21 protein-coding genes and 3 pseudogenes are annotated in these 25,254 nt (G+C 31.6%); 2 read left to right on the top strand and 22 right to left on the bottom strand.

Annotated elements, in window-relative coordinates; translation table 11 throughout:
• Positions 1 to 6 precede the first annotated feature (6 nt).
• The 11 genes from FYJ58_RS11595 to FYJ58_RS11545 form a co-directional block, all read right to left on the bottom strand.
• Entirely contained in the window at positions 7 to 417 is a 411-nt protein-coding gene (locus tag FYJ58_RS11595) for a hypothetical protein (protein WP_154519885.1), read from the bottom strand.
• A 10-nt stretch (positions 418 to 427) separates the two neighbouring features.
• Positions 428 to 1,720: a class I SAM-dependent methyltransferase gene (locus tag FYJ58_RS11590; protein WP_154519884.1), complete on the bottom strand. Its 1,293-nt coding sequence runs from the start codon at positions 1,718 to 1,720 to the stop codon at positions 428 to 430.
• A 179-nt stretch (positions 1,721 to 1,899) separates the two neighbouring features.
• On the bottom strand, positions 1,900 to 3,267 hold the full coding sequence (locus FYJ58_RS11585; RefSeq protein WP_154519883.1) for a radical SAM protein: 1,368 nt from the start codon (positions 3,265 to 3,267) through the stop codon (positions 1,900 to 1,902).
• A 5-nt stretch (positions 3,268 to 3,272) separates the two neighbouring features.
• A complete protein-coding gene (locus tag FYJ58_RS11580) occupies positions 3,273 to 4,559 on the bottom strand; it encodes an ABC transporter ATP-binding protein (protein WP_328597849.1) in 1,287 nt (428 codons plus the stop codon).
• Positions 4,560 to 4,579: 20 nt separating this feature from the next.
• Entirely contained in the window at positions 4,580 to 5,359 is a 780-nt protein-coding gene (locus FYJ58_RS11575) for an ABC transporter permease (protein WP_331464195.1), read from the bottom strand.
• Between the two features lie 15 nt (positions 5,360 to 5,374).
• The gene (locus tag FYJ58_RS11570) at positions 5,375 to 5,836 is read right to left on the bottom strand and encodes a hypothetical protein (protein ID WP_154519882.1); all 462 of its coding nucleotides are present in this window, start codon (positions 5,834 to 5,836) and stop codon (positions 5,375 to 5,377) included.
• 23 nt (positions 5,837 to 5,859) lie between these two features.
• Positions 5,860 to 7,011 (bottom strand): glycosyltransferase family 4 protein, encoded by a 1,152-nt coding sequence (locus FYJ58_RS11565; RefSeq protein WP_154519881.1) that lies wholly within the window; start codon positions 7,009 to 7,011, stop codon positions 5,860 to 5,862.
• A 21-nt stretch (positions 7,012 to 7,032) separates the two neighbouring features.
• The gene (locus tag FYJ58_RS11560) at positions 7,033 to 8,163 is read right to left on the bottom strand and encodes a glycosyltransferase (RefSeq protein ID WP_154519880.1); all 1,131 of its coding nucleotides are present in this window, start codon (positions 8,161 to 8,163) and stop codon (positions 7,033 to 7,035) included.
• Between the two features lie 38 nt (positions 8,164 to 8,201).
• Positions 8,202 to 9,071: an NAD-dependent epimerase/dehydratase family protein gene (locus tag FYJ58_RS11555; RefSeq protein ID WP_154519879.1), complete on the bottom strand. Its 870-nt coding sequence runs from the start codon at positions 9,069 to 9,071 to the stop codon at positions 8,202 to 8,204.
• Positions 9,072 to 9,129: 58 nt separating this feature from the next.
• Positions 9,130 to 9,738, bottom strand: coding sequence for a sugar transferase (locus tag FYJ58_RS11550; protein WP_154519878.1), 609 nt, complete (start codon positions 9,736 to 9,738; stop codon positions 9,130 to 9,132).
• A gap of 122 nt (positions 9,739 to 9,860) precedes the next feature.
• Positions 9,861 to 11,147: an RNA-binding domain-containing protein gene (locus FYJ58_RS11545; protein ID WP_154519877.1), complete on the bottom strand. Its 1,287-nt coding sequence runs from the start codon at positions 11,145 to 11,147 to the stop codon at positions 9,861 to 9,863.
• Positions 11,148 to 11,309: 162 nt separating this feature from the next.
• On the opposite strand from FYJ58_RS11545, the gene FYJ58_RS11540 reads away from it, so the two are divergent.
• A complete protein-coding gene (locus FYJ58_RS11540) occupies positions 11,310 to 13,133 on the top strand; it encodes an O-antigen ligase family protein (protein ID WP_154519876.1) in 1,824 nt (607 codons plus the stop codon).
• Between the two features lie 212 nt (positions 13,134 to 13,345).
• Here FYJ58_RS11540 and FYJ58_RS11535 read toward each other — a convergent pair whose 3' ends face one another.
• The 5 genes and pseudogenes from FYJ58_RS11535 to FYJ58_RS11515 form a co-directional block, all read right to left on the bottom strand.
• Positions 13,346 to 13,834, bottom strand: a complete 489-nt coding sequence (locus FYJ58_RS11535; RefSeq protein ID WP_154519875.1) for a prolyl-tRNA synthetase associated domain-containing protein — start codon at positions 13,832 to 13,834, stop codon at positions 13,346 to 13,348.
• A 182-nt stretch (positions 13,835 to 14,016) separates the two neighbouring features.
• A pseudogene (tnpA, locus tag FYJ58_RS11530) lies at positions 14,017 to 14,478 on the bottom strand (IS200/IS605 family transposase).
• Positions 14,479 to 14,667: 189 nt separating this feature from the next.
• Positions 14,668 to 17,133 carry an Ig-like domain-containing protein gene (locus FYJ58_RS11525; protein WP_154519874.1) on the bottom strand — a complete coding sequence of 822 codons (2,466 nt, stop codon included), beginning with the start codon at positions 17,131 to 17,133 and terminating at the stop codon, positions 14,668 to 14,670.
• A 460-nt stretch (positions 17,134 to 17,593) separates the two neighbouring features.
• A complete protein-coding gene (gene thrC, locus FYJ58_RS11520) occupies positions 17,594 to 19,084 on the bottom strand; it encodes a threonine synthase (protein ID WP_154519873.1) in 1,491 nt (496 codons plus the stop codon).
• Positions 19,085 to 19,388: 304 nt separating this feature from the next.
• Complete coding sequence (locus FYJ58_RS11515; protein WP_205839245.1) at positions 19,389 to 20,162, bottom strand: cell wall hydrolase; 774 nt, start codon at positions 20,160 to 20,162, stop codon at positions 19,389 to 19,391.
• A gap of 454 nt (positions 20,163 to 20,616) precedes the next feature.
• On the opposite strand from FYJ58_RS11515, the gene FYJ58_RS11510 reads away from it, so the two are divergent.
• Positions 20,617 to 21,411 (top strand): hypothetical protein, encoded by a 795-nt coding sequence (locus tag FYJ58_RS11510; RefSeq protein WP_154519910.1) that lies wholly within the window; start codon positions 20,617 to 20,619, stop codon positions 21,409 to 21,411.
• A gap of 211 nt (positions 21,412 to 21,622) precedes the next feature.
• Here the strand turns inward: FYJ58_RS11510 and FYJ58_RS11505 are convergent, their stop codons facing one another.
• The 6 genes and pseudogenes from FYJ58_RS11505 to tnpA (FYJ58_RS15445) all read right to left on the bottom strand — a co-directional run bounded on the left by FYJ58_RS11505 (position 21,623) and on the right by tnpA (FYJ58_RS15445) (position 25,074).
• Positions 21,623 to 21,883: a Txe/YoeB family addiction module toxin gene (locus FYJ58_RS11505; RefSeq protein ID WP_154519871.1), complete on the bottom strand. Its 261-nt coding sequence runs from the start codon at positions 21,881 to 21,883 to the stop codon at positions 21,623 to 21,625.
• A complete protein-coding gene (locus tag FYJ58_RS11500; RefSeq protein WP_154519870.1) occupies positions 21,861 to 22,133 on the bottom strand; it encodes a type II toxin-antitoxin system Phd/YefM family antitoxin in 273 nt (90 codons plus the stop codon). The genes FYJ58_RS11505 and FYJ58_RS11500 overlap by 23 nt, the downstream gene beginning before the upstream one ends.
• A 124-nt stretch (positions 22,134 to 22,257) precedes the next feature.
• Positions 22,258 to 23,154 carry a glutamine amidotransferase gene (locus FYJ58_RS11495; RefSeq protein ID WP_154519869.1) on the bottom strand — a complete coding sequence of 299 codons (897 nt, stop codon included), beginning with the start codon at positions 23,152 to 23,154 and terminating at the stop codon, positions 22,258 to 22,260.
• Between the two features lie 51 nt (positions 23,155 to 23,205).
• Positions 23,206 to 23,469: pseudogene (locus FYJ58_RS15385) on the bottom strand (vWA domain-containing protein); the annotation flags it as partial.
• An 81-nt stretch (positions 23,470 to 23,550) separates the two neighbouring features.
• Entirely contained in the window at positions 23,551 to 24,654 is a 1,104-nt protein-coding gene (gene tnpB, locus FYJ58_RS11485) for an IS200/IS605 family element RNA-guided endonuclease TnpB (protein WP_328597848.1), read from the bottom strand.
• 16 nt (positions 24,655 to 24,670) lie between these two features.
• Positions 24,671 to 25,074, bottom strand: a pseudogene (tnpA, locus tag FYJ58_RS15445) (IS200/IS605 family transposase).
• Positions 25,075 to 25,254 lie beyond the last annotated feature (180 nt).

Below are 25,254 nucleotides of genomic sequence, written 5' to 3'. Positions count from 1 at the left end.
CATTATTTACTTATTTTTATTTAAATCTGCAATACACTTTTCTAACTTTAAGATTTGTTCTTGTTGTTCCTCTACTCTATTACATAATTGCTCAACCAAAGTTATATTTAAACTATTATAAATATTTTGGTCATCTGTAATTGGTGCTACAACAAATCCAACACACTTTCGTATTACTTTTTTTATAAAACCTTTTATTCCATTTGGAACCGGACGATACCATGGAATATACGAAGCATTTCTTACTTGATTTATCGTGGAAGTAAAAATAGTTTTATTTTCTGCTGGGATTGCGTCTAATATTTGGTCTGTTCTCACAGGAATTTCGTGAAAACTAAGCATATCTTCTGTATATCCTTTTTCTTTAATTTCTTCTCTAATTTCTTCCATTATTTTCTGTACATTAATTTTCTGCATAATTCTCTCCTCATTTTTTCGCGATAATTGCATAATCTTGACTTCCAAAAAGTTCCATTTCTACTTGTTTCATTGCCTTATTAAACTCTTCAATATTATCACATCTATCTATCATCAATTTAGGGATTTCAATTGGAATTTTACTTGTATTCGTATATAAAATATCCACATTATTAAAGCCTGCTTTTTCTAAAATATATTTCATTGTTAACGGGTGAACAGGTTTATTATGTGATGGATCCATATAAAATGCATGTGTATAAATAGCTAATGATGTTGGATTTGGTGTTTCCAATATTAGATAAGCATCTTTCTCTAATTTTTCATAAGATAATTCTACTAATTTAATTATTTCTTCTAATTTTAAATGCTCAATTAACTGAGCAGCAAAAATTCCATCCACATGAGATTTGCCTTCTAGTACAGAAATTGCATCACCACATATAGCATTTAATCCTTTTGAATTACACAAATCAACAAATTCAGAATATAAGTCTACACCATATCCCTCAATGTTATTTTCTTTTAATAATTCAAGGAATTCTCCACGTCCACATCCTAAATCAAGCACATTTTTTTTATTTTCAAAATATTTAATGTATTGCTCTTGATTCTTTTTAATTTGGGTTCGGGAACCTCTAAAATAATTTTCAAAATCAAAATAGTCAATTCCATTATATGGATTAGATTCTACAATTTCTTTCCTAATTGAATCCTGTTTCTCTATATTAGTAATATTTTCTTTCTTTAAATTTTGATTTTTTAATTTTTCAAGATTTGATATTTTTATGCTATACATATCAATCGCACTATCTAATTTTTCAAGTCGTTCATTATTGTTCCTTACATTAATCAGTAGCGATTCATAGCCATCTAATTGACTATTCAGATTCTTGACATTTTCAGCTATCTTATCATATCCATCTAGTTGACTATTCAGATTCTTGACATTTTCAGCTATCTTATCATATCCATCTAGTTGACTATTCAGATTCTTGACATTTTCAACTATCTTATCATATCCATTTAGTTGACTATTCAGATTCCTTATATTTTCAACTATCTTATCATATCCATCTAGTTGACTATTCAGATTCCTTATATTTTCTGCTATTTTTTCATAATTTTCTAATTGTAAAGATTTCGTTTCAACAAATTCCGTTTTTATCTCAATTAATTCTTCCTGTAATCTTATAGTATAATTAATTAAAGGGGCATTTAATTTTCTCCAGATTTTCCATATTATCTTCTTAATTCCCTTACCAGAATCATATATATTTAACTCTTTATTAATATCCATCATCAGCCCTCGTTATAAAAAATTTATAAATAAACATCAATATATAATATAACTTACTTAAATATTAAATAAAATATTTATTTAATTCCTACTACATCATATTATAAAATCCTATTTTTTTCAATCGTATTTGATTATATAATATTATCCTTTTATTTCTTTTTACTAACATTAATATTTATCTACTCTATTTTTAGATCTTCTATTCCAATTCCTAAATATCTGAAATCGCCATTTCCAATACATCGAGATGGACTGTTCAAAGAATCCACCAAGAAAGTAATTACAATATACTGCTCTTTAATACTCGAAATATCCAAAACAACTTGTTTTTGAATTGTATGATCATTATCACAAACAACTTCTTCTCCATTTAATAAAATTTTTACTTTGGAGTCAGGAATCAATTTTCGATACGAAATAGAAAGTTTGTTAGGATTCTTCTCCTTCTGATCTACAAAGATACTTGCGTCTAATTTTTTACTCCAACACAATTTATTATCTGTTCCATAATATTCTATATCATGCCAAGCAAAATAATCTAACAATGCCTCTCCAAATCTACCCTCTTGCTCTAATTTAAAAGCAGTCTGGATCTCCTCAAATGAATAATCACTTCTCTGTCCAAATAGATGCACCTCTCTATTCACCTCACACGGATTCGAACATCCCTTGCAAAGTAAAACTGCTTTATTATAGACTTCTTCTCTTTTAGGTAAATTAAATAGGATTTCATCCAAGGATGATTTTTTTAAATCTCCTAAACAAAACTTTTCTCGCCATTCTTTTCCTTTATAAAATGCCCCTGTCAAGCAGGCATAAACTCTTCCATCTGCACCTATTACAATATTTTTTTGTCCTGCATGACACTGCTTTACCTTATATTCCCCTTTTGATAAAATAATCTTTTTTTCTAAAGGAGTCTTAATTCTTTTCCAAATATTTTTTTGATACTCTTCTGTATAAATGTTTTCTCCTGATTCTGCTATATCTATAGCTAATGGTATAAAATTCAATTTAATATTTAATGAAATTTGGTTAAAAAATCTTTCAAGTTCTTCTAATTCATTTAGATTATCTTTCTGAACAACAACATTAATACTAGTGTCGATGCCTTGCTCAACTAAATAAGTAACACTTTCAATTGCTTTTTCAAAAGAATGTTCATTCCTTCTAATTTTATTATGTGTATTTTCCAATCCATCTATTGATATATTAAAAGATACTCTATCTCTGTCACTGGAATTAATATTCTCTATTGTTTCCTTTATCTTTTCTGTAAAGTAACCATTCGTTGTAATATTAAATTTAAAATTTGTTCTTTTTATTCCCTCAATTATAAATTGTATAATTGTATTATTTAAAAAAGGTTCGCCACCACTAATTGATATTACTGGCACTTCTAATAAGATACTGGCCTCTAACTGCTGAAGCACTAGCATACTGTTTATTTCATCATTTTTTGCTATATCCTGATTTTCTCCGCAATGTTGGCAATTCAAATTACACCTTAACGAAGGTAAATAAATAATTTCTTTTATTTTCTCCATTATTTTTATTTCTCCTTTTCATTAAATATCCATTCATGAGTAACCCGTGCAATTCCAACTTCATCATAATAATTTTTAATTTCAAATTCCACTGCATTATATCTATGATTATATGTCAGACCTAAATCATTATGAAATGCAATATCTATTTTATATTCTCCCTGCAATAAATATATAGCACCAAAAACAACTGATATTTTCCCAGTATCTTTTAATTCTACACTATTTACTTTATCAATTAGAGTGTTCGTTCCATAGTAATCCAACCCATCACTTCTAAATATGTGAAATCCAAATTCACACTTTTTTATATTCTTATTTTTCCTCATATAACAAACCTGTAGTTCCATTTGATCTTCAATATGAAATTTTGTAGCTGGTTTTCTTGTCTTAACATCAATTAATTGTACGTCTGTAATTTTTATATCAAAATTTCCAATATCTCTTGGAGAATTTTCCTCTACTACATTTTCATTTTGAACCTCTTCGCTTTCCGTTGTCTTTTCTTCTTCCTCTTCCTTTTTCTGATGAGAATTCAATGTAGTATCAGACATATAATCCATATACAAAGGGTGTACCTTTCTAGGTTGTCCTTCTTCACGAATCAACCCCTTATCGATCCAAATGGTTCTATCACATATCTGTTCTACCTGCCCTAAAGAATGGGAAACAATAACTATTGTTACACCTTTTCCCTTAATTTCTCTTAATTTATTAAAACATTTTGCCTGAAAGTTAGCATCCCCTACTGCTAAAATTTCATCAATTAAAAGTATATCCGCATCTACATTGATTGCTACAGCAAAAGCCAAACGCATATACATTCCTGATGAATATGTTCTTACAGGATTATCCATAAATTCTTCTAATTCAGAAAATTCAATAATATCATCGATTCTTTCATCAATTTCCTTTTTGGTCAATCCAAAAATAGATGCATTAATATAAATATTCTCTCTTCCACTCATATCCGGGTGAAATCCTGCTCCCAATTCAATTAAACTGGAAACTCTTCCTTTCATCTTAATTTCACCACTGGTAGGATATATAATTCTATTTAAAAGTTTTAATGTTGTACTCTTTCCACACCCATTATGTCCGATTAATCCAATTGCTTCTCCTTTTTTTACATTAAAAGAAATCCCATTCAAAACCCATCTTTCCTCATACTTATTACGGCTCTTAAATAGAATCTTTTCTTTTAAACTATTTCCTTTATCATAATATACTTTAAATTTCTTTTTTAAATCTTTTACTTCTATTACATTATCAGATTGCATCATGTACTCCATTCTAAACAAACTTACTAATATTATAATTCTTCAGCAAAATTACGTTTTAATTTCCCAAATATATAAAATCCAATTATTAAAACAATAATTCCCAATATACTCGCCTGTAATAATGTTTCAAGATGTGGAATTTGCTTATAATATAAAATATCTCTATAAGCAATAATAATTGGTGTCATAGGATTTAATTTAAATATAGAACGATATTCTTCTGGTATCAAATCCATAGAATATAATACAGGTGTTAAATACATCCATGCCATTTGTATAATTCCCAATATATATTCAAAATCTCGGAAATATACCGTCAGTGCCGATACAATAAACACAGTTCCTAATGCCAATATAAATTCTATAAACATAATCAATGGTAAATATAAAAGTGCTACTAAATTAATTCCGACTCCTGAAAATACAAGTACTACAAAAATAACTAAAAAACTTAATAACATATTAATAAACTGACTAATCGTAAAAGACAATGGAAGTACTTCTCTTGGAAAATATATTTTTTTAACCATATCTTGTTGTGCCCAAATACAACTTGCACCACCAGAAAGGCATGTACCAAAAAATAGCCATGGGACTAATGCAACAAATAAAAATAAATAAAACTTCTCAATACCTGCCCTCATTATAAATGAAAAAACTACCGTATATACTGCCAACTGTAATAGAGGATTAATAAATGTCCACAAAAATCCTAAAACCGATCCCTTATATCTTCCTCGTAGATCCCGCCTTACTAAACTAAATATCATTTCTCTATAATTAAATAATTCTTCTAATACTTGCATCATTTTCTTTTCCTTTAATTATTTTATAACAAATTCTATCATTTCATTTTTATTACCTTGTTCTGAAAACCATGTAACGCCTTCATTTACAATATCTGGTTCTAAGAAATAATGACCTTTTTTTAATGGAACTTCTACTTTTAAATCAACTAATTTCTTATCGGTCGAAAAAACAGCTGGAATTTCCGTTCTTACATTATCAAATTGAATTAATTTCTTTTTTTCATCGTAAAGATGATAGCTGAGATAAAAGTTCTTTATTGATGATAATTCACGATTTGCTTTATTTTTTATATAAACCGGAATATTATATTCCACTTCTTTTATTTGAGATTTAACAACCTCATATTGGGTTTTATCAGAAGAAATTATAACACAATATGGATTTTGATTTTTACTTATAGTGACTAATAAAAAAATATATGCACAAAAAATTATACCTGTTAGCACTATTATAATTTGTCTTTTCTTTGTTTTCACAGTTTCACCTCATCTATTATCTTTTAAAGCTCTTTATATACATTATAAAGCAGATTGGCAGCATTTTCCCATGAATATTTTTTCGCCTGCTCAATCCCTTTTTTTCGAAGTTCGTGATATAATTGTTTATCTTGCCAAAGTACTTCTAAACCATCTGCTATTTCTTCAATTGAATTAGGATTCACCTTGAAAGCTGCATCAGCCGTAACTTCAGTTAACGAAGAATTATTCGAAGTTAGAACAGGAGTCCCACATGCCATCGCTTCTAACGGTGGCATACCAAATCCTTCATAAAAAGAAGGAAAACAAAATGCATATGCACCAGCCATAAGTTTAGGTACGTCTTCATCTGCTACATAGCCGGTAAAATATATTCTTTCTTCTAAACTATATTCTTTTACAGCCGAAAATATAGTTTCATAATTCCAACCTTTTCCACCTGCTAAAACAAGTTTAGGTATCGCCTCATTACTATGTTTTTTGCAAAATATAGCATAAGCCTTTATTAACCCTTCAATATTTTTTCGAGGTTCTAATGTCCCCAAATATAAAAAATAATCTCCTGTTATTTTATACTTTGTCTTTACCTCAGATATTGTATCATCATTATATTCTGTATGAAATATATTAAAATCAATTCCACAAGGAACTACTGCTATTTTAGTTTCATTGACGGAATAATATTTTTGCATCTCTTTCTTTGTAAACTCAGAATCTGCAATTATCTTATCTGCCCTGCGAATACTCTTTTTTATATTTAACGCAAGCACCATTTTCGTTTTCCACCGCATTGTTCCAGGATATGCACGAAATGTCATATCATGAATTGTTACTACTTTTTTTCCTTTTACCCCAGGTGGTATACAAAAATTAAAAAAATGCGTTATTTCTGCTTGTTTTTTAAAGAAAAAATGATATGGAAAATAAATAAAGCTCATCAATACCCTATACAAACTTCCTGGAAAATAAGTACATTCATCCATTTCCGTATTATTCGAAAGATATCGTTTTGCTATTTTTCTTTTTTCTTCCCTATTTTTATAAGAAAAAAACTGAAGATAAAATTGGTCTTCCTTTTTTTTATTAACTAATTCCGTTACCAATCCATGTTCATAAAATCCCACTCCTGATTTACTGTTATTTAGTAATGGCTGTATATCAAATGCAATTCGCATACCATTATCTCTCCTACTTTTCTAATAAATTCTTTCTACCCTCTCCAACATTTTTTCCACTGTATATTCCTGTTCCACACGCTCCCTAGCTCTTTTTCCCATCGCTAATCGTTCTTCTTCATGTTCCACCAACCAATTCATAGCTTTTTCCAACTCGCTTATATTCCCTGGTTTAACCGTTAAACCAGTTTCCATATGCCGGCTGACATATGGCACTCCGCTTGGCAAATTTGTATTAATCACAGGTTTTCCGTAAGCCATTGCTTCTATTTGAACCAAACCAAAAGCTTCACTCCGAACAATGGATGGAAGTACTAAAGCATCACAAGCCTTATATTGCTCTTGCAATTCTTTTTCATTAATATTACCTAAAAACTCTACTTTTTTCTCTAATCCATATTTTTTTACAATTTGTTTAAGTTCATTTTCCATTGGTCCATTTCCCACCATAATAAGCTTTGCATTTTTGACATTTCTAAATGCTTCAAGCAATATTTTACACCCTTTATAATATACCAAACGTCCCACAAATAAAAATCGGACTTCTTTGTTTATCTCTAGATTTTCTTTTACCTTATTTTCCCTTTCCAACCACTTTGTGCTGTCCTCAAATATCGCCTTTTCTACTCCAAATGGTATAACAACACATTTTTTTCTATAAGGCTTTAAGTAAGCAGAACCTTCTATATGCCCTTTTGTTGCTACAATAATAACATCTGCTCTTTTTAAAAAGGCTTCCATAACTGGGCGATATAGTTTCATCATTTTTTTCTGTCTGACAATATCACTATGCCACCAGACAACCACTTTTCCTTTATAGCCCGAAAGTAAACAAGCCAAATCTCCTAATGGAAATGGCATATGAAATTGTATAATATCACAATTTTTCGAAATTTTTCTTAAATGCCAAAAAAAAGAAAAGGAGATTGGTAACGATGCTATAACTCCCAAGCTTGAAGAACGTTTCACCCATACGCTATTTATTTTTTCTGTTACCGTTCTTCCTTTTCTTTGGCAGACAAGAACTCTCATGTCTACCTTATCCTTAAGTCCCTCTGCAATTTGCTGAACTACACGCTCTATTCCTCCAGTTACCGGATAATACAACTTATTTACTTGAAGAACACGAAGCTTTTTTCTATTGTCACCCATTATTCTCTCAACTTTCTTCTTACATCCATTCCAATCTTTTACTTGTAAATACTCTCTTCATAGGTTACCACTTGATATTCTTTTATTCCAATTTTAATTTGATTTTCAAAATACGCATTTTTCTGATAGTAGCAGCTACCAAACATTTTAGAAAAACTACCGCTTTTTTTAATAAGCAAAAAAATTATTGCATTAAATAAGCTTGTCCTATATGTTCTTTTACTAAGACTTGTACGAATTTTACAAAACAAATCTGTTGTTTTAATTAAAAATAAATTTTGTGGTAATCCTATTCCTACTTCTTCTCTTCCAATAATCAGATATAAATATTCACACAAATTCTTAATATGTATCATACTTCTCTTATTATCCACATCAGGAAATACCGGACAATACTTCGCAAGCCTCTCAAGTCTTGCATAATTTCCCGGACACCCTTTCCCATATACCATTGGTGGTCTTACAATGGCAACTTTAAATTGTTCCGAACTCAATTCCTGTAATTTCCGTTCTGCCAGCAGTTTGCTTTTTCCATACATTGTAACAGGTTTAAGTGGTGTCTTTTCTGTAATTGCTCCTTCTACATTACCATAAACCGACATTGTACTCAAGAAAATAAATTGTTTTACACCTGCTTGTTTTGCTTTTTTTGCAACTAAAATAGGAAGCTTTGTATTTACATCAATATATAATTGCTTTTTATCTAATTTTTCTTTTTGATGAACAATTGCTGCTACATGAAGAATTACATCATATTGACTAAAATCTTTTTTTTCCCATTGACCATTCTTTGCTCCAACTGTTTCCACCTGAATCTCTGAATCAATAGAATGATTTTGAGTCACATACTGTTTAAATGAATTGCCTATGTAACTATGTTCGCCTATAATAAGGACTTTTCGTTGCATTTTCTCACACTCTCTTTTTATTTTTCTGCCGCATACACGCTTTTATCCCTTCCCATCACTATTTTACTCCACCTTCTTTTACTCCACCTTCTTTTACTCCATCGTGTTTTAGTACACTTTCAATTGTCCTTAACACAATCCAAAAATCAAGTAAATAACTTACTTTTTTTGCATATTTACCATCTAGTTTTGCTTTCTTTTTAATTGGAAGTTCATCTCTTCCACTGATCTGTGCTAAACCTGTAAGCCCCGGACGAATTGCATTCGCACCATTTTTGTCACGAAGTGCAATTAAGTCATACTGGTTCCATAGTGCAGGACGTGGTCCTACTACACTCATTTCTCCCGATAAAATATTAAAAAGCTGTGGTAACTCATCTAAACTTGTTTTTCGCATGAATTTTCCAATTGGTGTAATATACTGTTCCGGATTCTCCAACAAATGGGTTGGCATGTCTTTGGGCGTATCAATACGCATCGTACGAAATTTATAGATAAAAAACTCTTTTTTATTAATTCCTATTCGCCGCTGGCAAAATAAAATCGGACCCCTGGAAGTGCATTTTACGATGACTGCCAGAATTACCAATAGCCAAGATAAAAAAATAATTCCCAGCAGCGATAATATAATATCTAATAAACGTTTTATCATCTTCTGATATAACATATTAAACTTTTTCTCCTTTTAGCTAACAACTTGAATTACATTCCTGCATATTATAACATACCTTCTTCTTTTTTTCTACATTTCTCTACTTTATAATTTGAATTAATGAATATGAAAAACTCTTATTTCATTATATATCTTGTCAGTCTGCCTCTTCCAACTTTTTTAATAAGTCCTTTTTCTTGCATTTCTTTAAGTATATTAATAGCATGAGTTGTTCCACTACCCAAAGCTTGTTCTGTATCAGAGCGAGTAATTTCTTTTTGATTCTCAAACAATCGAAGTATTGGTAAATACTTCTCATTTCCACTATTTAATTTTTCTGCATGTATATTAGGAAGGACAACCTGAAATGCCCCTTCAACACTTTCAAATTTAGGCTGTACAGGTAGACCTTTGTAGCAACTAAGAATTTTGCTAATACCTGTTCCATATGCCTCAATTAACTTCATTCTATAAAATAAAGCTGCAAGTTTTTCATTTCTAGGTTGTGATGCTCCCAACATAGCTGCCTCTAAAGATAACCCCGATACTAGTCCGCCTAATGAGATAATCTCTAAACGATCCGAATATAGGTTTATAAATGTACTACCACTAAAAGAATATTCCCTGTGAACAATAGCATTTAATAATGCTTCACGAACAGCGTCTACTGGATAATCTCTCTCATCTGTACGAAGCAAATCGTGGAAAGTCGCTTTTGTTCCATTATAAAAGTCAATTGTTTTATAAGCATCGGTAAGCTGATCAAATAACGAACCAGTAAATTCTTTTCTATCTTTAAATACTAACTTATCTGTGCCTTGAAAAATTGCAAATTTAATAGAGTGCTTGCATTGGTCTGAAACAAGCAATCCCATATTGGTATAAATATTATCAGAAGAGAGAATACCTAAATTTTTCATTTGAACTTCAGTGAAATCTAAACCTCTTTTCTGTAATTCCTCTTTTAGTCTATTAAAAGTTAAATTCTGAAGTAAAGAACGATTTCTTTCAAATGCCTCACCATCTGTCATTTTTATCATCATGCGAATAGCATCTTCAGACGCAGGGGCAGATGTTGTTCCACTTCTAACATAGACGCCTGTTGGTTTAAGTCCCTTCTCAGATAAGTAATATGGCTTTTTTGTACCTTGACTAATATTCAATTTAATAAAAAATTTCTTTTCTTCTTGTAACAGTGTAATGGTAATAAACATAGAAATATCTGGTCGGATACTATCTCTTAGTGAATTTGATATTTGCTGCATCACAAAATCAGGGTTATCAATACCAATGATTTTTCCGTTATCCTGAACACCAATATAAATTGTACCACCATTTGTGTTTGCAAATGCAATAATTTCCTTCTTCAAATCAGAAGTATAGATTTCTTTTAATTCAACTATTTCACTCTCAAACAATTCCATAATATCGCTCCTTCTATCTTTTTCTATCTTTTCTACCACTTCTATCATAAGCGTAACACAAAAAGTGCTAGATAGCAAGAATTTCTCTACTTTATAATTTGAATTTCCAATGTTTTAGTGTATAATTAGTGTAGTTATTTTATATATCTTAGGAGGAAAATTATGTCTTATAATAAAAAACGGCAAAAATACAAATCAGCAAGTCAAAAAAATTATTTTTTATTTCCTTTAATTTTAATACCATTTATTCCACTTATCATGTACTACCATGAATACAACAATCATCTTTCTGAATTTCCATGGTCTGGTTCAGAAACTTCAGCTGATATCTTTTTGTATTGGAAGATGGTAGTATTTACTACCATAGGTGTCGTAATGGCTTGTATTCTTATTTACAAAATAAGCTCGGACAAAAAATTTCAAAAAAACTGTTTATCTGTTAAAACGAATACTATTTGGATTCCTCTACTTATTTACGGAATACTCTCTATATTATCTACCGTTTTTTCGGAATATTCTTATTTCGGATATCATGGTATGACGGAACAAATGGAATCGTTATGGGTATTATTGAGTTATTGTATCCTTGCTTATTATACTTATCTTTTTGTCCAAACAGAACAAGATGTAAAAACAATTATAAAATGGCTTTTAATTGGAGCAGGAATTTTATGTCTAATTGGCATGTTCCAAGCCTTTTCTTTGGATTTTTATCGTTCCTCTTTGGGAAGATCCTTATATCTTCCAAGTGAACTAAGTAAATCAGACAGCATACAATTTACATTCCCTGATGGGCAAGTTTATACTTCCCTTTATAACCCTAATTATGTAGGTGTTTATGCAAGTTTATTTATTCCGCTTTTAATTATATTAATTCTATTTAATAAGAATAGGAAATCATTGTTTGCTTATATTCCATTATCAATAACAGTTATTATCTGTTTATTTGGGTCAAAATCAAAAACGGGACTTATTGCTATCATTGTTTCTCTACTATTTATGTTACTTCTTTTTAGAAAAACTATTTTTAAATATTGGAAATTATTTGGTGGCATATTAGCTGTATTATGTGTTTCGTTTTTTGCCTATAACGCAATAACAGATAACCAACTTATCACAAGTATTCAATTTGCTTTGCAAAATGTTAAAAATGCAGAAAAACCATTAAATCAGATTCAAACAAATGATGATAATGTTATGATTGAATATAATCATCAAAAGTTGTATTTTTCCTTCAATCCAAATGGCGAAAATATTGCTTCACAATTAGTTTTAAAAGATGAAAATGGAAAGACCATATCCTCTACACTAAAAGATGACACGGTTGGTTTACAAGTTACAGACGAACGATTTGCAACCTTCTCTGTCAGTGTAATGAATTCAGATAATACATTGTATTTTAACATCAACATAGATGGACAGGATTGGTACTTTACAAATCAGCTCGGTGATAATACTTATTATTATTTATCGAATACAGGAAAGACTTGCAAAATAAAAAATCCAGAAACCGCTGTTTTTGATTCTGAACATGAATCATTCGCTACTGGTCGTGGTTATATCTGGAGTAGAACAATACCTTTATTAAAAAATACTCTTATACTTGGTACGGGTGCTGATACATTTTTATTGGAATTTCCGAATGATGACTTCGTTGGTCGATATAACAACGATTGTTTGACCGCTTTAATTTCCAAACCACATAATATGTACCTGCAAATTGGCGTACAGACTGGTGTACTTTCACTGATTGCTTTTCTTGCCTTTTATGTTATATATTTTGTGTCCAGCATTAAATTGTACTTTAAACATTCATTTGATACCTATTTATCACAAATCGGTGCCAGTATTTTAGTTGGAACTTTAGGTTATATGGTTGCAGGACTTGCCAATGATTCCTCTATAACCCTTGCCCCTGTCTTCTGGTTATTAATAGGTCTTGGAATTGCAGTAAATACAATGGTAAAAAAGGAACAATTATCATAAAATAAAATATTACATTCAACAATTGTACATAACAAATCAATTACAATACGAATAGTAATAATACTAAATCCTTTTATGCTCACAGCTAATGATAATTGATTTTTTTCTTCCTAGATAAGGGTTAGTCCTTGATGAGTTTCTTTAACTTTTGAAAGAAACTCATCAAGGACTAATCTTTATTTATATTTTTTTATTTTTCATTCTAAGATTTGTTAAATTTCTATAACATTTACATCATATTCAATACTTTCAAGAAATTTCAATAGGTCAACTGTTTTAATAAACAGAGTTTTTTCATTTGTACCAGGGTGAAACGTCATGTATTCCTCCTCTATTATCTCTTTATCAATATAAACTTTTATATCTTTTTCTTTGTTATTCATTAATGCAAACGGTGAAACAATTCCAGGTTGTGACATTATTTTCTCATATATCGTATTTTCAGAAACCATTTTTATATGATTTGCAGAAACAATTTCTCCTAACTTCTTCATATCTAATCTTTTTTTATCATCCATTATAAGCATATAAAATTCTGTTTTTTTCCTGTTTGTCAAAAACATTGTTTTCGTACGAACACCTTCCAGCCCTTCAATAAAACGATCTGCCTGTTCCGTAGTCAGAGCAGGTTCATGCTCCACAACGTTAAAATTGATGCTTAATTCCTTTAGTTTTTCTTCTATTAACAAAAATAATTCCATTTCACAACGCCCTCCTTGTGATTCTAATTCAATTTAATAATCAGAACCACCGGTTGAACCGGTGGTTTGCTCTAGCCCTAGAAGGGCTTGTTACCGGCACTGGAGTCTAAAGACTCATCGAAAAGTCCGCCAGCCGCAACATCATTCATCTGCCAAGCCCTAAAGGGCTTATTTTAGTTGCTTTATTTTACCGGCTCACCCGTGAACGGGTCTATATACTCTTTCAGTGTCATTTGATCATATTCCAAATCTTCTTTTAATTGATTTTGAATATACTCTTGTATCTTTTTTGCATTCTTTCCAACTGTATCCACATAATAACCTCTGCACCAAAAATGTCGATTTCCATACTTGTATTTCAAATTTGCATGGCGTTCAAATATCATCAAGGTACTTTTTCCTTTCAAATATCCCACAAAACTTGATACACTAATATTCGGTGGTATTTCTACCAACATATGCACGTAATCTGATCATATTTCAGCTTCTACTATTTTTACTCCCTTTCTTTTGCATAGCATACTCAATATATTTGCTATATCCTGCTTCAATTGACCATATGCTATTTTTCTCCTAAATTTAGGTGCAAAAACAATATGATACTTACAATTCCATTTACTATGTGATAAACTATTTATGTCCATTTGGATACCTCCTTTGATATATGTACGGTTGGCGAACCTGTACTTATTATATCACTGGAGGTTTTTCACTGTAAGCTAAAGCATCTGTGGACACACCTGCATAGCAGGTGGTTTATTTGTATTAGATACAACTAAAAAGGACCCTAAGTTTCCTTAGAATCCTTTTTGTATCATAATATATTAACTATATTATTTTAAAGTAAATGTTGCATTTACAGGTACTTCTACTTGAAGATTTACGTTATCATTAATCTTAATAACTACTGTTGCTTTCATAACTGCAACTTTCTTATCCATTACTTTCTTTTGGTCAGCAGCTACACTAACGCTTACAAGTGTAGCTTTAACACCATCATAGTAGAATTGTACATTCTTATCACTTGACAATGCAGCTTCAATTGTAGATTCTTCTACAGAAAGTTCTTTAACGGATACAGTTGTTGCAGGCTGAGTATCAGCAACTACAAAGCTAGATGTAAGTTTTTGTGCAACATCTTTGTTATCTTTATCCTTAGTAGTAAATTCAGCAGTTACTTTATAGCTTCCTTCTGTCACATTCTTAACGATTGCTCCATTTGAAGCTACAGATAATTTAATTGTATCATTAGCTACAATTTTTTCGTCTACTTTAGTTCCATCAGCTTTTGCAAATGTAATCTTAGCATCTCCAACTGTACTTACTACAACACCGTCATAAATACCAGCTACTGTAGCTTTTACAGTTTTCTGAGCTTTTTCTAAAGTAGCATCATCGGCAACTTTTAAGTCAACTTTATTGTTAGAATCAACACCATCAAAGATAAGTTTGTAAGATGTTGCAGTTTTATTAGCTACATCTTTTACGACAAAGTTAAATGTTCTAGAAACTGTTACATTATCTAATGTTGCACTTACTTTTACAACATAAGAGCCTTTTTCTGTAGATGTGAACTTCGAACCATCTACAGTAATTGAACTTCCAGAAACTGTAAAGTGTGCACTATTTTTCTTAACTGTTGCTTTGCTGTCTGTAGGCTGGCTTAAGATATCAATAGAAACGTTACCATCAAATTTCATATCTTTACCGTACTGATCTTTTACAGTTGCTTTTACAGTTTTCTTGTTAGCGTCTACTGCTTTATCACCATTACCAATTGTGAAAGATGTAGTGTCAAGTACTAAGTTTGTTGCTTTTTTCTTAGCTGTTACTACAACTGGTAAAGAAGCAACTACGACATTGTCTTTATTCTTAACAAGGATATATCCTGTTCCTTCTGCTACTGGAACAATCTTAACACCTTTTTTATTGCTTTCCAAAGTTTCTTCAGATACAAGAATCTTTGTTGTATCAGCAGAAGATACTTTGTAATTCTTTGTTACATCATTCTTATTAGAATCTGTAATATTGAAGAATACTTCTTTATTATCATCGTTTGTAGCAAGTGTTGTTACAGCTTCAAAAGATTTTTCCCAGTTAGGAGCTTTGTCCTTATCGGAGATTGTGTATTTAAAGCTGGAAACTGTTGTAGCATCTTTAACACCTGTGATTGTGAATTCTTTTTCAAGCTTTCCTGTTTCAACACCTTTATCATCATATTTGAATGTATGATATACAACTTTAGCTTTAGCTGTATTACCTACTTCATACAAATATAATTTGCTACCTTCTGTATAACCACTGTTTGTATCAATTGTAAATTCAACTTCTGATGGTTGTTTGCCATATGCATATTCACCAACGATTACGTTGTTAGCATCTAATGTCTGAACTTTAATTTCTGTTGCAGAAGCTGCTGTAATTGTAAGTGGAGTTACATTAAGTGCAGCAACTGTTCCATCTGTAGCTGTGAATTTAGCGGAAGATTCTACTTTACCAGTATATGTTACTGTGTATTCTTTTCCGTCTTTCATTTCTACATATGTTTCAAGAACAACTTTTGTCTTATCTGTTGTATCAACTGTTGCTGATTTAACAGGTACTACTACGTTGTTAGCATTTACAATTTTGAATTCAGAAGCTTTAACATCTTTTGTTTCACCAACAAATGTAGCTGTTAATTTTGTTGTTGTGTTCTGAGCTACAGCCTGAATTGCAGTTTCAACAGCTTCTACAGTAACATCTTTTGTTAATGTAGCATATTCTTCACCATTCATGGAGAATGTAGCTGTGATTGTTGTTTTACCAGCTTTAACTGCTAATACAGAACCTTTTTGAGATACTTTAGCTACTTCTGTATTGCTGGAAGCAAATTTAACTTTTGCTCCTTTTGCTGTATACTGTTTTGTGAAAGTTGTTCTTTCACCTTCTTTTAATGTGTCTTTTGTAGCTGTCCATACTGGAGCTTTTACAGTAACTTTCTGTGTTAAAGTTTTTACTGTTTTACCAGCTTTGTTCTTTACAGTAGCTTTTAATGTTGTTGTTCCTTCACCAACTGCTACTAAAGAACCTTTCTGGGATACTTTAGCTACCTTTGTGTTACCAGTTTTCCATGTTACTTTACCTTTAGAAGGTACATTTTTTACACCATATGCGTAACGGTTCATTAAACTAATTACGCTCTTTTTAGCTTTCCATGCTGGAGTAGCTGCTGCGGAAGCTGGAACGTAGTTCAAGCTTGTTACAGTAAGTACTAATGCAAGCACTAAAGCTAATTTCTTAAAGAAATTTTTCTTCATCTTTCTTCCTCCTTAAAATTTTAAGTTAAAGTATTATATTTACCATGTTGCCCTCTTTTCCTTTGTTTTTTGACAGCTACATATCAAAAAAAATTATGTAAAGACAACATATCTAAATATAATCTTTCCAATAACAAGATGATTATAACAATATTCATTTCAAAGGTCAAGTATTTTTCCTAAGAAAATTGACTATTTTTATAATCGCTTAGATTCTTTCGAACCCAAGACACCTCTTGTATCTTCTGATTATATTCTTCAAAGCTATCAGAACGACTTTCGACGTGATGCAATCAATCTTTTTATCCTGACATCTTTGATGTACTTATATAATGCCTTTTGAATATGGCAAAAATATGTCATCTCGTTGTCATATTTAGATTATTTTGAGTCTAATTTTGTGTTTTGCTCATTTTTTTATCATAATTCCATCATTTTTCTATTTTTTTACTTGAAAATATTATAATCCTAAAATCATTTCTACCGTTTCTTTCATCTTATCTTTTTCACAGACAAGGTTATGCAACACAGGAGCCAAACGAATTTCTTCTATTGCATTAGGAACTTTAACGCCGGAAACCTTGCTTAATTCGTCCATTAATTCGAAGTCTTCCATGAGTTCATATTTTTGTTTATCAATTGCCGACATAACACTTCTTGCAAATTTATAAGGACTTGCAGTTGAAGCAACTAAAGTCTTTGTCATATCATTCGTTTCTTCTTTATAATCATAATAAACACCTGCTGCAACTGCAGTATGGGTATCAATTACATATCCTGTCTTGTCATACACTTTCTTAATTGTCTGTATGGTTTCTTCTTCACTGGCATAACCGCCATAAAAATCTTCCAGCTGTTCTTCCATCTCATCTGTCAGCTGATACACTCCCTCATTTTTTAATGAACTCATCAGCTGTTTACAAATTTTTGCATTATTTCCGGCAATTTTATAAATAAGACGTTCTAAGTTACTAGAAATTAATATATCCATTGATGGGGAACTTGTTAATATAAATTTTCTATTTTTATTGTAAGTACCAGTTTTAAAGAAATCAAACAGAACCTTATTTTCATTCGAAGCACAAATTAACTTTTTAATTGGTACTCCCATATTTTTCGCATAATATGCTGCTAATATATTTCCAAAATTACCAGTAGGGACTACAATATTTATCTTTTCGTCTTTTTTTATCGTTCCTTCTTTTAATAAACGGGTATAAGAATATACATAGTACACAATTTGAGGAACTAATCTTCCTATATTAATAGAGTTGGCAGAGGAGAACTGATAGCCTTTTTGAAGCATCCGTTTGGCCAATTCTTTATCTCCAAAGATAGCCTTTACTCCGCTTTGTGCATCATCAAAGTTACCATGAATTCCAACTACCTTTGTGTTTGCACCTTTTTGTGTTACCATTTGTTTTTCCTGCACATTACTAACGCCATTTTTAGGATAAAATACGATAATACTTGTTCCCTCTACATCTGCAAATCCTGCTAAAGCAGCTTTTCCTGTATCACCTGAAGTTGCCGTTAATATAACAATTTCATTTTTTACATGATTCTTTTTTGCAGAAGTAATCAATAAATGTGGCAATATGGACAGTGCCATATCTTTAAAGGCAATTGTAGCCCCATGGAATAACTCCAAATAATAAACACCATCTGCTTCCTTTATTGGAGCTATTTTATCTGTATCAAATTTTTTATCATAAGCTTTCGCAATACATTGCTTTAACTCTTCTTCTGTAAAATCCGTTAAATATTGTTTCATAACTTCATAAGCAACACCCTGATAGTCTTTTTGAGCAAGCTCTTCCAATGACTTATCAAGCTTTGGAATCCGTTCCGGAACAAATAAGCCTCCATCATCAGCAAGTCCCTTTAAAATTGCCTGGGAAGCAGTTACAACATCCTGTTCATTTCTAGTACTCTTATACACTAACTCCATATTTTACCTCTTTTCTTATCCACATACAGTTGCTTCTATTTCATATACCGCCACAAAAACACATTCGTCTTTCTGTGTAGGTCAAATTATGGGTATTATAACATAAGGTTACTTCGTTCTCAATACCCCAAATAAAAATCAGTGCACATCCTCGCGGAGCATTTTTGCTTTATAGGAGACGAAGTTTCCTATAAAGCAAGAAAAAGCACCATCTGTAAAGAAATACTTTTTTCCTTATAGACGATGCCTTTCCATTATATCTTTTGACCCTAACATCATTAATTATTCCATGTTAAACTATTTTCTACTTAAAAAATTCATGGGTCCCATGCTCTAATAACCATGTAAGACTGCTATCAAACCATCTTACATTGTGTCTTGCTGCCTGCCTTCTTGACATAAAATAAAGAGCTCCTTTTGATTCGTCTTCACCATTTAATACCCGCTCTATAGCAGTTCTTGTCGACTTGGAAATTGACACCTTATAGTATCTTCCATCTTTGATTGGCGAAAACTGGTAGACGCCACTTTCTTTTTGAAAAACGACTTTTTCCACACTATCCGGGAATTCATCGTCCTTAACTCGATTTAAAATCACGTTGGCCACAAGCATTTTACCTTTGATATCTTCTCCGGTTGCTTCCGCCTCAACGATTCTCAATAATACATTTTTATCTGTATTTGATAACTGAATTCGGTTTTTCTGCCTTTCTCTCTCAAGTCTTAACTTTTCTTTGGCGAGTTTTGCTTTTCTCTCTTCCTTAGCAATTTCTCTTGCAAGGTCCGTCTGCATTGCTTCAACACTTTCATTTAACCCTGCCTCTACCGTTTCATCGAGTTGTATTTGTGCCACCTGCGCTTGTGTTACTTCCTGTTCATTCTCATTCCTAGCAGTCACAGAATCTTGTTTTTTCTCCACATCCGCGGATTCTGTAGTCTTAGCATACACTATATGCTGCTGATTTCTGCTTTGAATCTCGTCAATTCCCATGATAGACAGAATTACAATCATACCACTGGCAATTCCTCTTGCTATCTGGATTTTGACTTCAGGAAGGAACCAGTGTACATTTTGCATATATACTTCCTCTTTTCCTGAGCGTTGCTCAAAATCTGTTTTCAGTTTCCATTGCATTATAACATTCAAAATTTAAGTGTCAACATAGTTTTCAAAAGTTTGGAACATACAACTTTATAATTATTCCATTTTTTACCATTAACCATTTTTTTGCACAATATTTAAATTTTAAAATGTTAAATTTTTGTTTCATTTTTCTATAGAATTTATTTTTAAATATTACGTATTTATTAATTATTTTATTCATTTTTTTTGATTTTATTCAAAAGCTAACGATTTTTCAATCTTTTTTACCCTTTCCCGTTTCATATTTTTGTAATATTTTGTAGAAATCAAATTTTCCCTTTTCTTATAAAAAGATGTTATGTTATACTTAATACAATTTCTTTTCTTATTCTTTTGGACATAGAAGGAACTTGAAAAACAACTAATTCGGGAGGGATAAATGATGGGTTTGTTACCAGGAGTATACACCGCCAATAAAAAAGACGGAACTTTATATTTTCGTGCATCAATTACATATAGAAATAAACATATCAGCCTTGGAAGCTATCAGACGGAACACGAAGCCCATGAAGCATACATGGATGCAAACAAAATTTTGTCCGATGACACTTTTACATTAGAGGAATTTCTTTCAAATCATTGCACCAAAAGCCTTCCATTTGAAAAATCAATTATTTTAATTAATTTTAGAGATAATAAATTATATTTCAAAACACCAATTTATATCAAAAAACGATACTTTTTATACTTTCTATCCCAATCAACCGTTTTTAAATTTGCAGCCGACGATTTGTTTTACTATGCCGACCACAAAATAATGAAACGGGGAGGGCACCTATTCGTTTCTGACTTTGGAATGCAGGTAAATATTTTAGCACGCTATGGCATTAAAAATTTTGCTGTTTGCGGAAAAGATTATCGATTTGTAAATGGAGATTCTACTGATTATCGTTATGAAAATATTGAGATTATAAATAAGTATCATGGCGTCTGCCAGTTAATAGAAAAGGGACTTCCTATATATAAAGCAAAAATTCACATAAACGGGGATTTTATTATTGGGAAATATAGAAAAGAAGTTGAAGCTGCAATTGCATACAATAAAGCAGTTGACATTTTACTTCAAAAAGGATTGGTCAAAAACTTTACAAAAAATTACATTGTTGAACTTTCGCACGAAGAGTATCGTGCAATCTATCAAGAGATTAAAATTTCAAATCATATTTTAGAATACGAAATATAGCCATTTCTTACGATTTTCTTACCATCATAATCGAAACTTTATTATTTTTTTAATATTTTTCAAAAAAACCCTATCATTTTTCAAAAAACTATGTTATTATATAAATATATTTTTCTTCTTCCATTTTCATAGTTTCAAATTGATACCACCAAACCTGTTAATTACAGGTTGGTGGTTCATTTTTTTAATTACTGTGTTTTAGATGCAGGTGCTAATCTTCATAGTGTCCTTTACACGCAATTATCCATAGATAACCATTATCATCTATATCATAAATCAATCTATGTTCTTGGTCTATCCGTCTGCTCCATGCTTTTCTATATTTTAATGGTTCAGGTTTTCCTAGCCCTTGTGACAATCCTTCACGCTCGATACTTTTTACAAGTTCATTGATTTTCTTGGCTATCTTTTTATCAGTAACTTGCCATTGTAAATAATCATCCCATGCTCTATCTGCCCATAATTTCTGCATTATCATCTTCCTCTATTAATTCATGATTCTTCCCCTCACCGGAAGAAAGCTGTTCTATACTTCTATCAATCATGGAAAGATATTCTGCATTTCTAGCCGCTTTTTCTAACTGATTATATTTGTCGAGACTTAATATAACAATATTTTTTTCTTCTTTGCGTGTAACAATAACAATTTCTCCATTATCAGTTGCTTCATCACAATAACTTTTCAGATTATTTCTAACTGTTGAATAATTAACTGCTAACATAAAATTCTCCTTTTTGTTCAATTTTTTGTTCAGTTTTTTGTACCATTATTATATAATATTATTATTCCCTTGTCAATCCTCCTGATACATGAAAGTTTTTAAAAATACATTTTTAAAAACTTTCTTATCTTTGTTTTTTCCTTTTTAACAAGAAATCTGTGTCTAATTTTTCTATAGAATCTTTTGATTTTTTCGAATTTACGTTCTCTTTTTTCTTTCTCTCAAACGCAAGTCGTTTACATACAATCTCAGCCATAAAGAAAAGTAAGGAAAGGACAAGAAGATATTTCGAAAGTGCCAGATTCGATGCAACGGACTCGATTTTTGTTTTTTGAACCTCATGAGGTTGTTTCACAAATATTCCATCTACTTCGTTCACCCATTTTTTTAATACATTCTTTGTATCGCCTACTCTATATTCATTTGAATACTGAACTGCCATTGCTGTATTTTCTGTAGACACAATTTTCCCATTTTGTTTTTTTGTAACATTAATGCTATAAACACCTATGTCAGGTAATTGAATTTTACCAATATAAGTTCCCGGCCCCATGGCTTCCAGCAAAACTTCTTTGGTTTCCCCCTTTTCACCGGTACATACTGCTGTTACCTTTGTATTTTTATCGTATTGCTTCGTTTCATACTGTATTAGATTCTTCTGACCTGATTCCAAAATCTTTACCGAATTATCTCCATTATTCATGTCAGTAATTGTCCATTCGATGATGTTTTTCCAAAACATAGGATACTTATCCCATTTTGCATAATTTCCAGTCCATTTATTCTCACCATCTGAATTAAATGCTACCGTTCTTCCAAGACCACACTGCCAGCTTGTTAAGATTGGATCACCTCGATCTGACATCAAATGCACGGTCGCTGAGTCTTTTGGAGAGGAAGCAATATATCCTTTCATTGTAGGCAGACCATCTTCTACAAGCGATGAAAGCATTTCACTATTGCTTGTTATAATTGGTGTAAACTCTTCTTGAACTAAATAAGAAATTGCTGATAAAAACACTTCTTTTGCAAAAATTCGAGGAATATCAGAATGAATATCCGTATAATATGCTCTTCCTTTTCCTTGTTTTGCAAGCCAACCTAATAAAGTTTTGTCCGCGCCATTACCAACTGCAACTGTGGAAAGTGTAACACCAGAACGATCGAGCTGTTTAAGTAAATCACTATAATCATCAAATCCATCCTGACCATCTGTCAGTAAAATAATATGTTTTATTTTCGCATTTGTATTGGTTAATTTTTTATATGCATCTTTAACAGCCGGATAAATGCTTGTTCCACCTCCAAGGTGAACTACCCATTGTCTAAAGCCAATGGGCTTCCTGCTTCATCGACCTCGTAACCTACTATCTCCACAGGCGTTGATTCGGGCAGTCCCTGCCCTATACAGGTTTCTTTATGCTATTTGCCTTAATCCTTCCACTAAAATATTTTTTGCCGCATTAATATCCCTATCATGCTTTGCCCCACAGACAGGACATGTCCATTCCCTCACAGACAGATTCTTTGTTTCCGCATTCTGATATCCGCAAACAGAACATAACTGACTGCTGGCATAGAAAGTATCTATTTTTATATATTCCCTTCCATTCCACTCTGCCTTATACTCTAACTGTCTTGTCAGCTCATACCATGATGCATCTGATATTGATTTTGCCAGATGATGGTTTTTTACCATATTTTTTATCTCTAGTTTCTCCGATACTATCACTTGGTTTTCGCTGATAATCTCATGAGATATCTTATGCAGATAATCCTTTCTGGTATTTGTGATTTTCTCATGGCATAATGCCATCTTTTTCTTTACTTTATAGTAATTATTACTTCTTTTTTCTTTGTGGGCTAATTCTCTCTGTAATCTTGTCAGTTTTCGCTCATATTTTTTTATTGTCTTTGGATTCTCGTATTTTCTTCCATCTGATGTGATACACAATTCCTTAATTCCTAAATCCAGACCAATATTTTGCTTTGTGTGCTGAATTTCTTCATGCTCTGTTTCTACCAATATTGACACATAATATTTCCCACTTGGCACTTGGCTAACTGTGGCTGATTTTATCTGACCACTGAAATTTCTATGTAATTTTGTTCTCACTTCTTTTAGCTTTGGCAGTTTTACTCTCCCTGTCTTAAAATCTACTGCAATATTTCCATTTGTGAAGTTTGTTGTATAGGATTTATGGTTATCATGTTTGCTCTTGAATTTCGGATATCCCGCATCTTCCTGAAAGAACTTTTGATATGCCGCATCCATGTTATAAATTGCGTTAGTCAGGGCAAATTTGTCCACTTCCTTCAGCCATTCATGGTCCTTTTTTAATTCCCTGTTGCAGTAGTTATTGCAGTCTGTTTTACTGACAGACTTTTTCTCTTTCTCATATATTTCTTTCCTATATGCTAAAGTCTTATTATAAACAAAACGGCAGCAGCCAAACGTTTTTGCAATCTGTACTTTTTGCTCATTATTTGGATATATCCTGAATTTATATGCTTTTAACACTTGCTGTCACCCCCGTCTATCCCTGATTTTCTATGTATTTACGCAGCATTTCTTCCGAAACTTTCCCTACACTGCAAGCGAAATACCCATCTGTCCAGAAAGTATGCTCTTTCCAAAAATGTTTTCATAAATAATTAGGATATCTTTCCCATATATAATATGTTGTATAGCTCTTCATCAGATTTACGATTTTACTGATAGACATTGCGGTTCCGTTTCTATCATGTAATGAATATGGTCTTTATCCGTTTCCATGTATCTGATTATTACATGATGCTTTTGGCATATCTCGTACGAAAGCTTTTTTATATCATCCGATATCCGTTTTGATACGAGTAGTTTCTTTCTGTATTTACATACAAATATTATGTGGTATTGTAATAAATATTTGTGCCTATTTTTAGATTTCCATGTTCCCATAACGTAAGTATATCACAAATCACCACTTTGGGCTACCTTAACCCACCGTCTAACACGACAAACGCATGAATGAGTATCCTTTACCAATTTTGTTTTTCACTATTTTTTAAGCTTCTAAGATTTCTTCCAAGTATTGAATTGGGCGCAAGCTAATAACAAACCTTTTCTTTCTCATTGACA

Source organism: Velocimicrobium porci (genome assembly GCF_009696045.1).
GTDB classification, from domain to species: domain Bacteria; phylum Bacillota; class Clostridia; order Lachnospirales; family Lachnospiraceae; genus Velocimicrobium; species Velocimicrobium porci.
The sequence above is the reverse complement of the archived record's forward strand: the minus strand, read 5'-3'. Positions and strand labels throughout refer to the sequence as shown.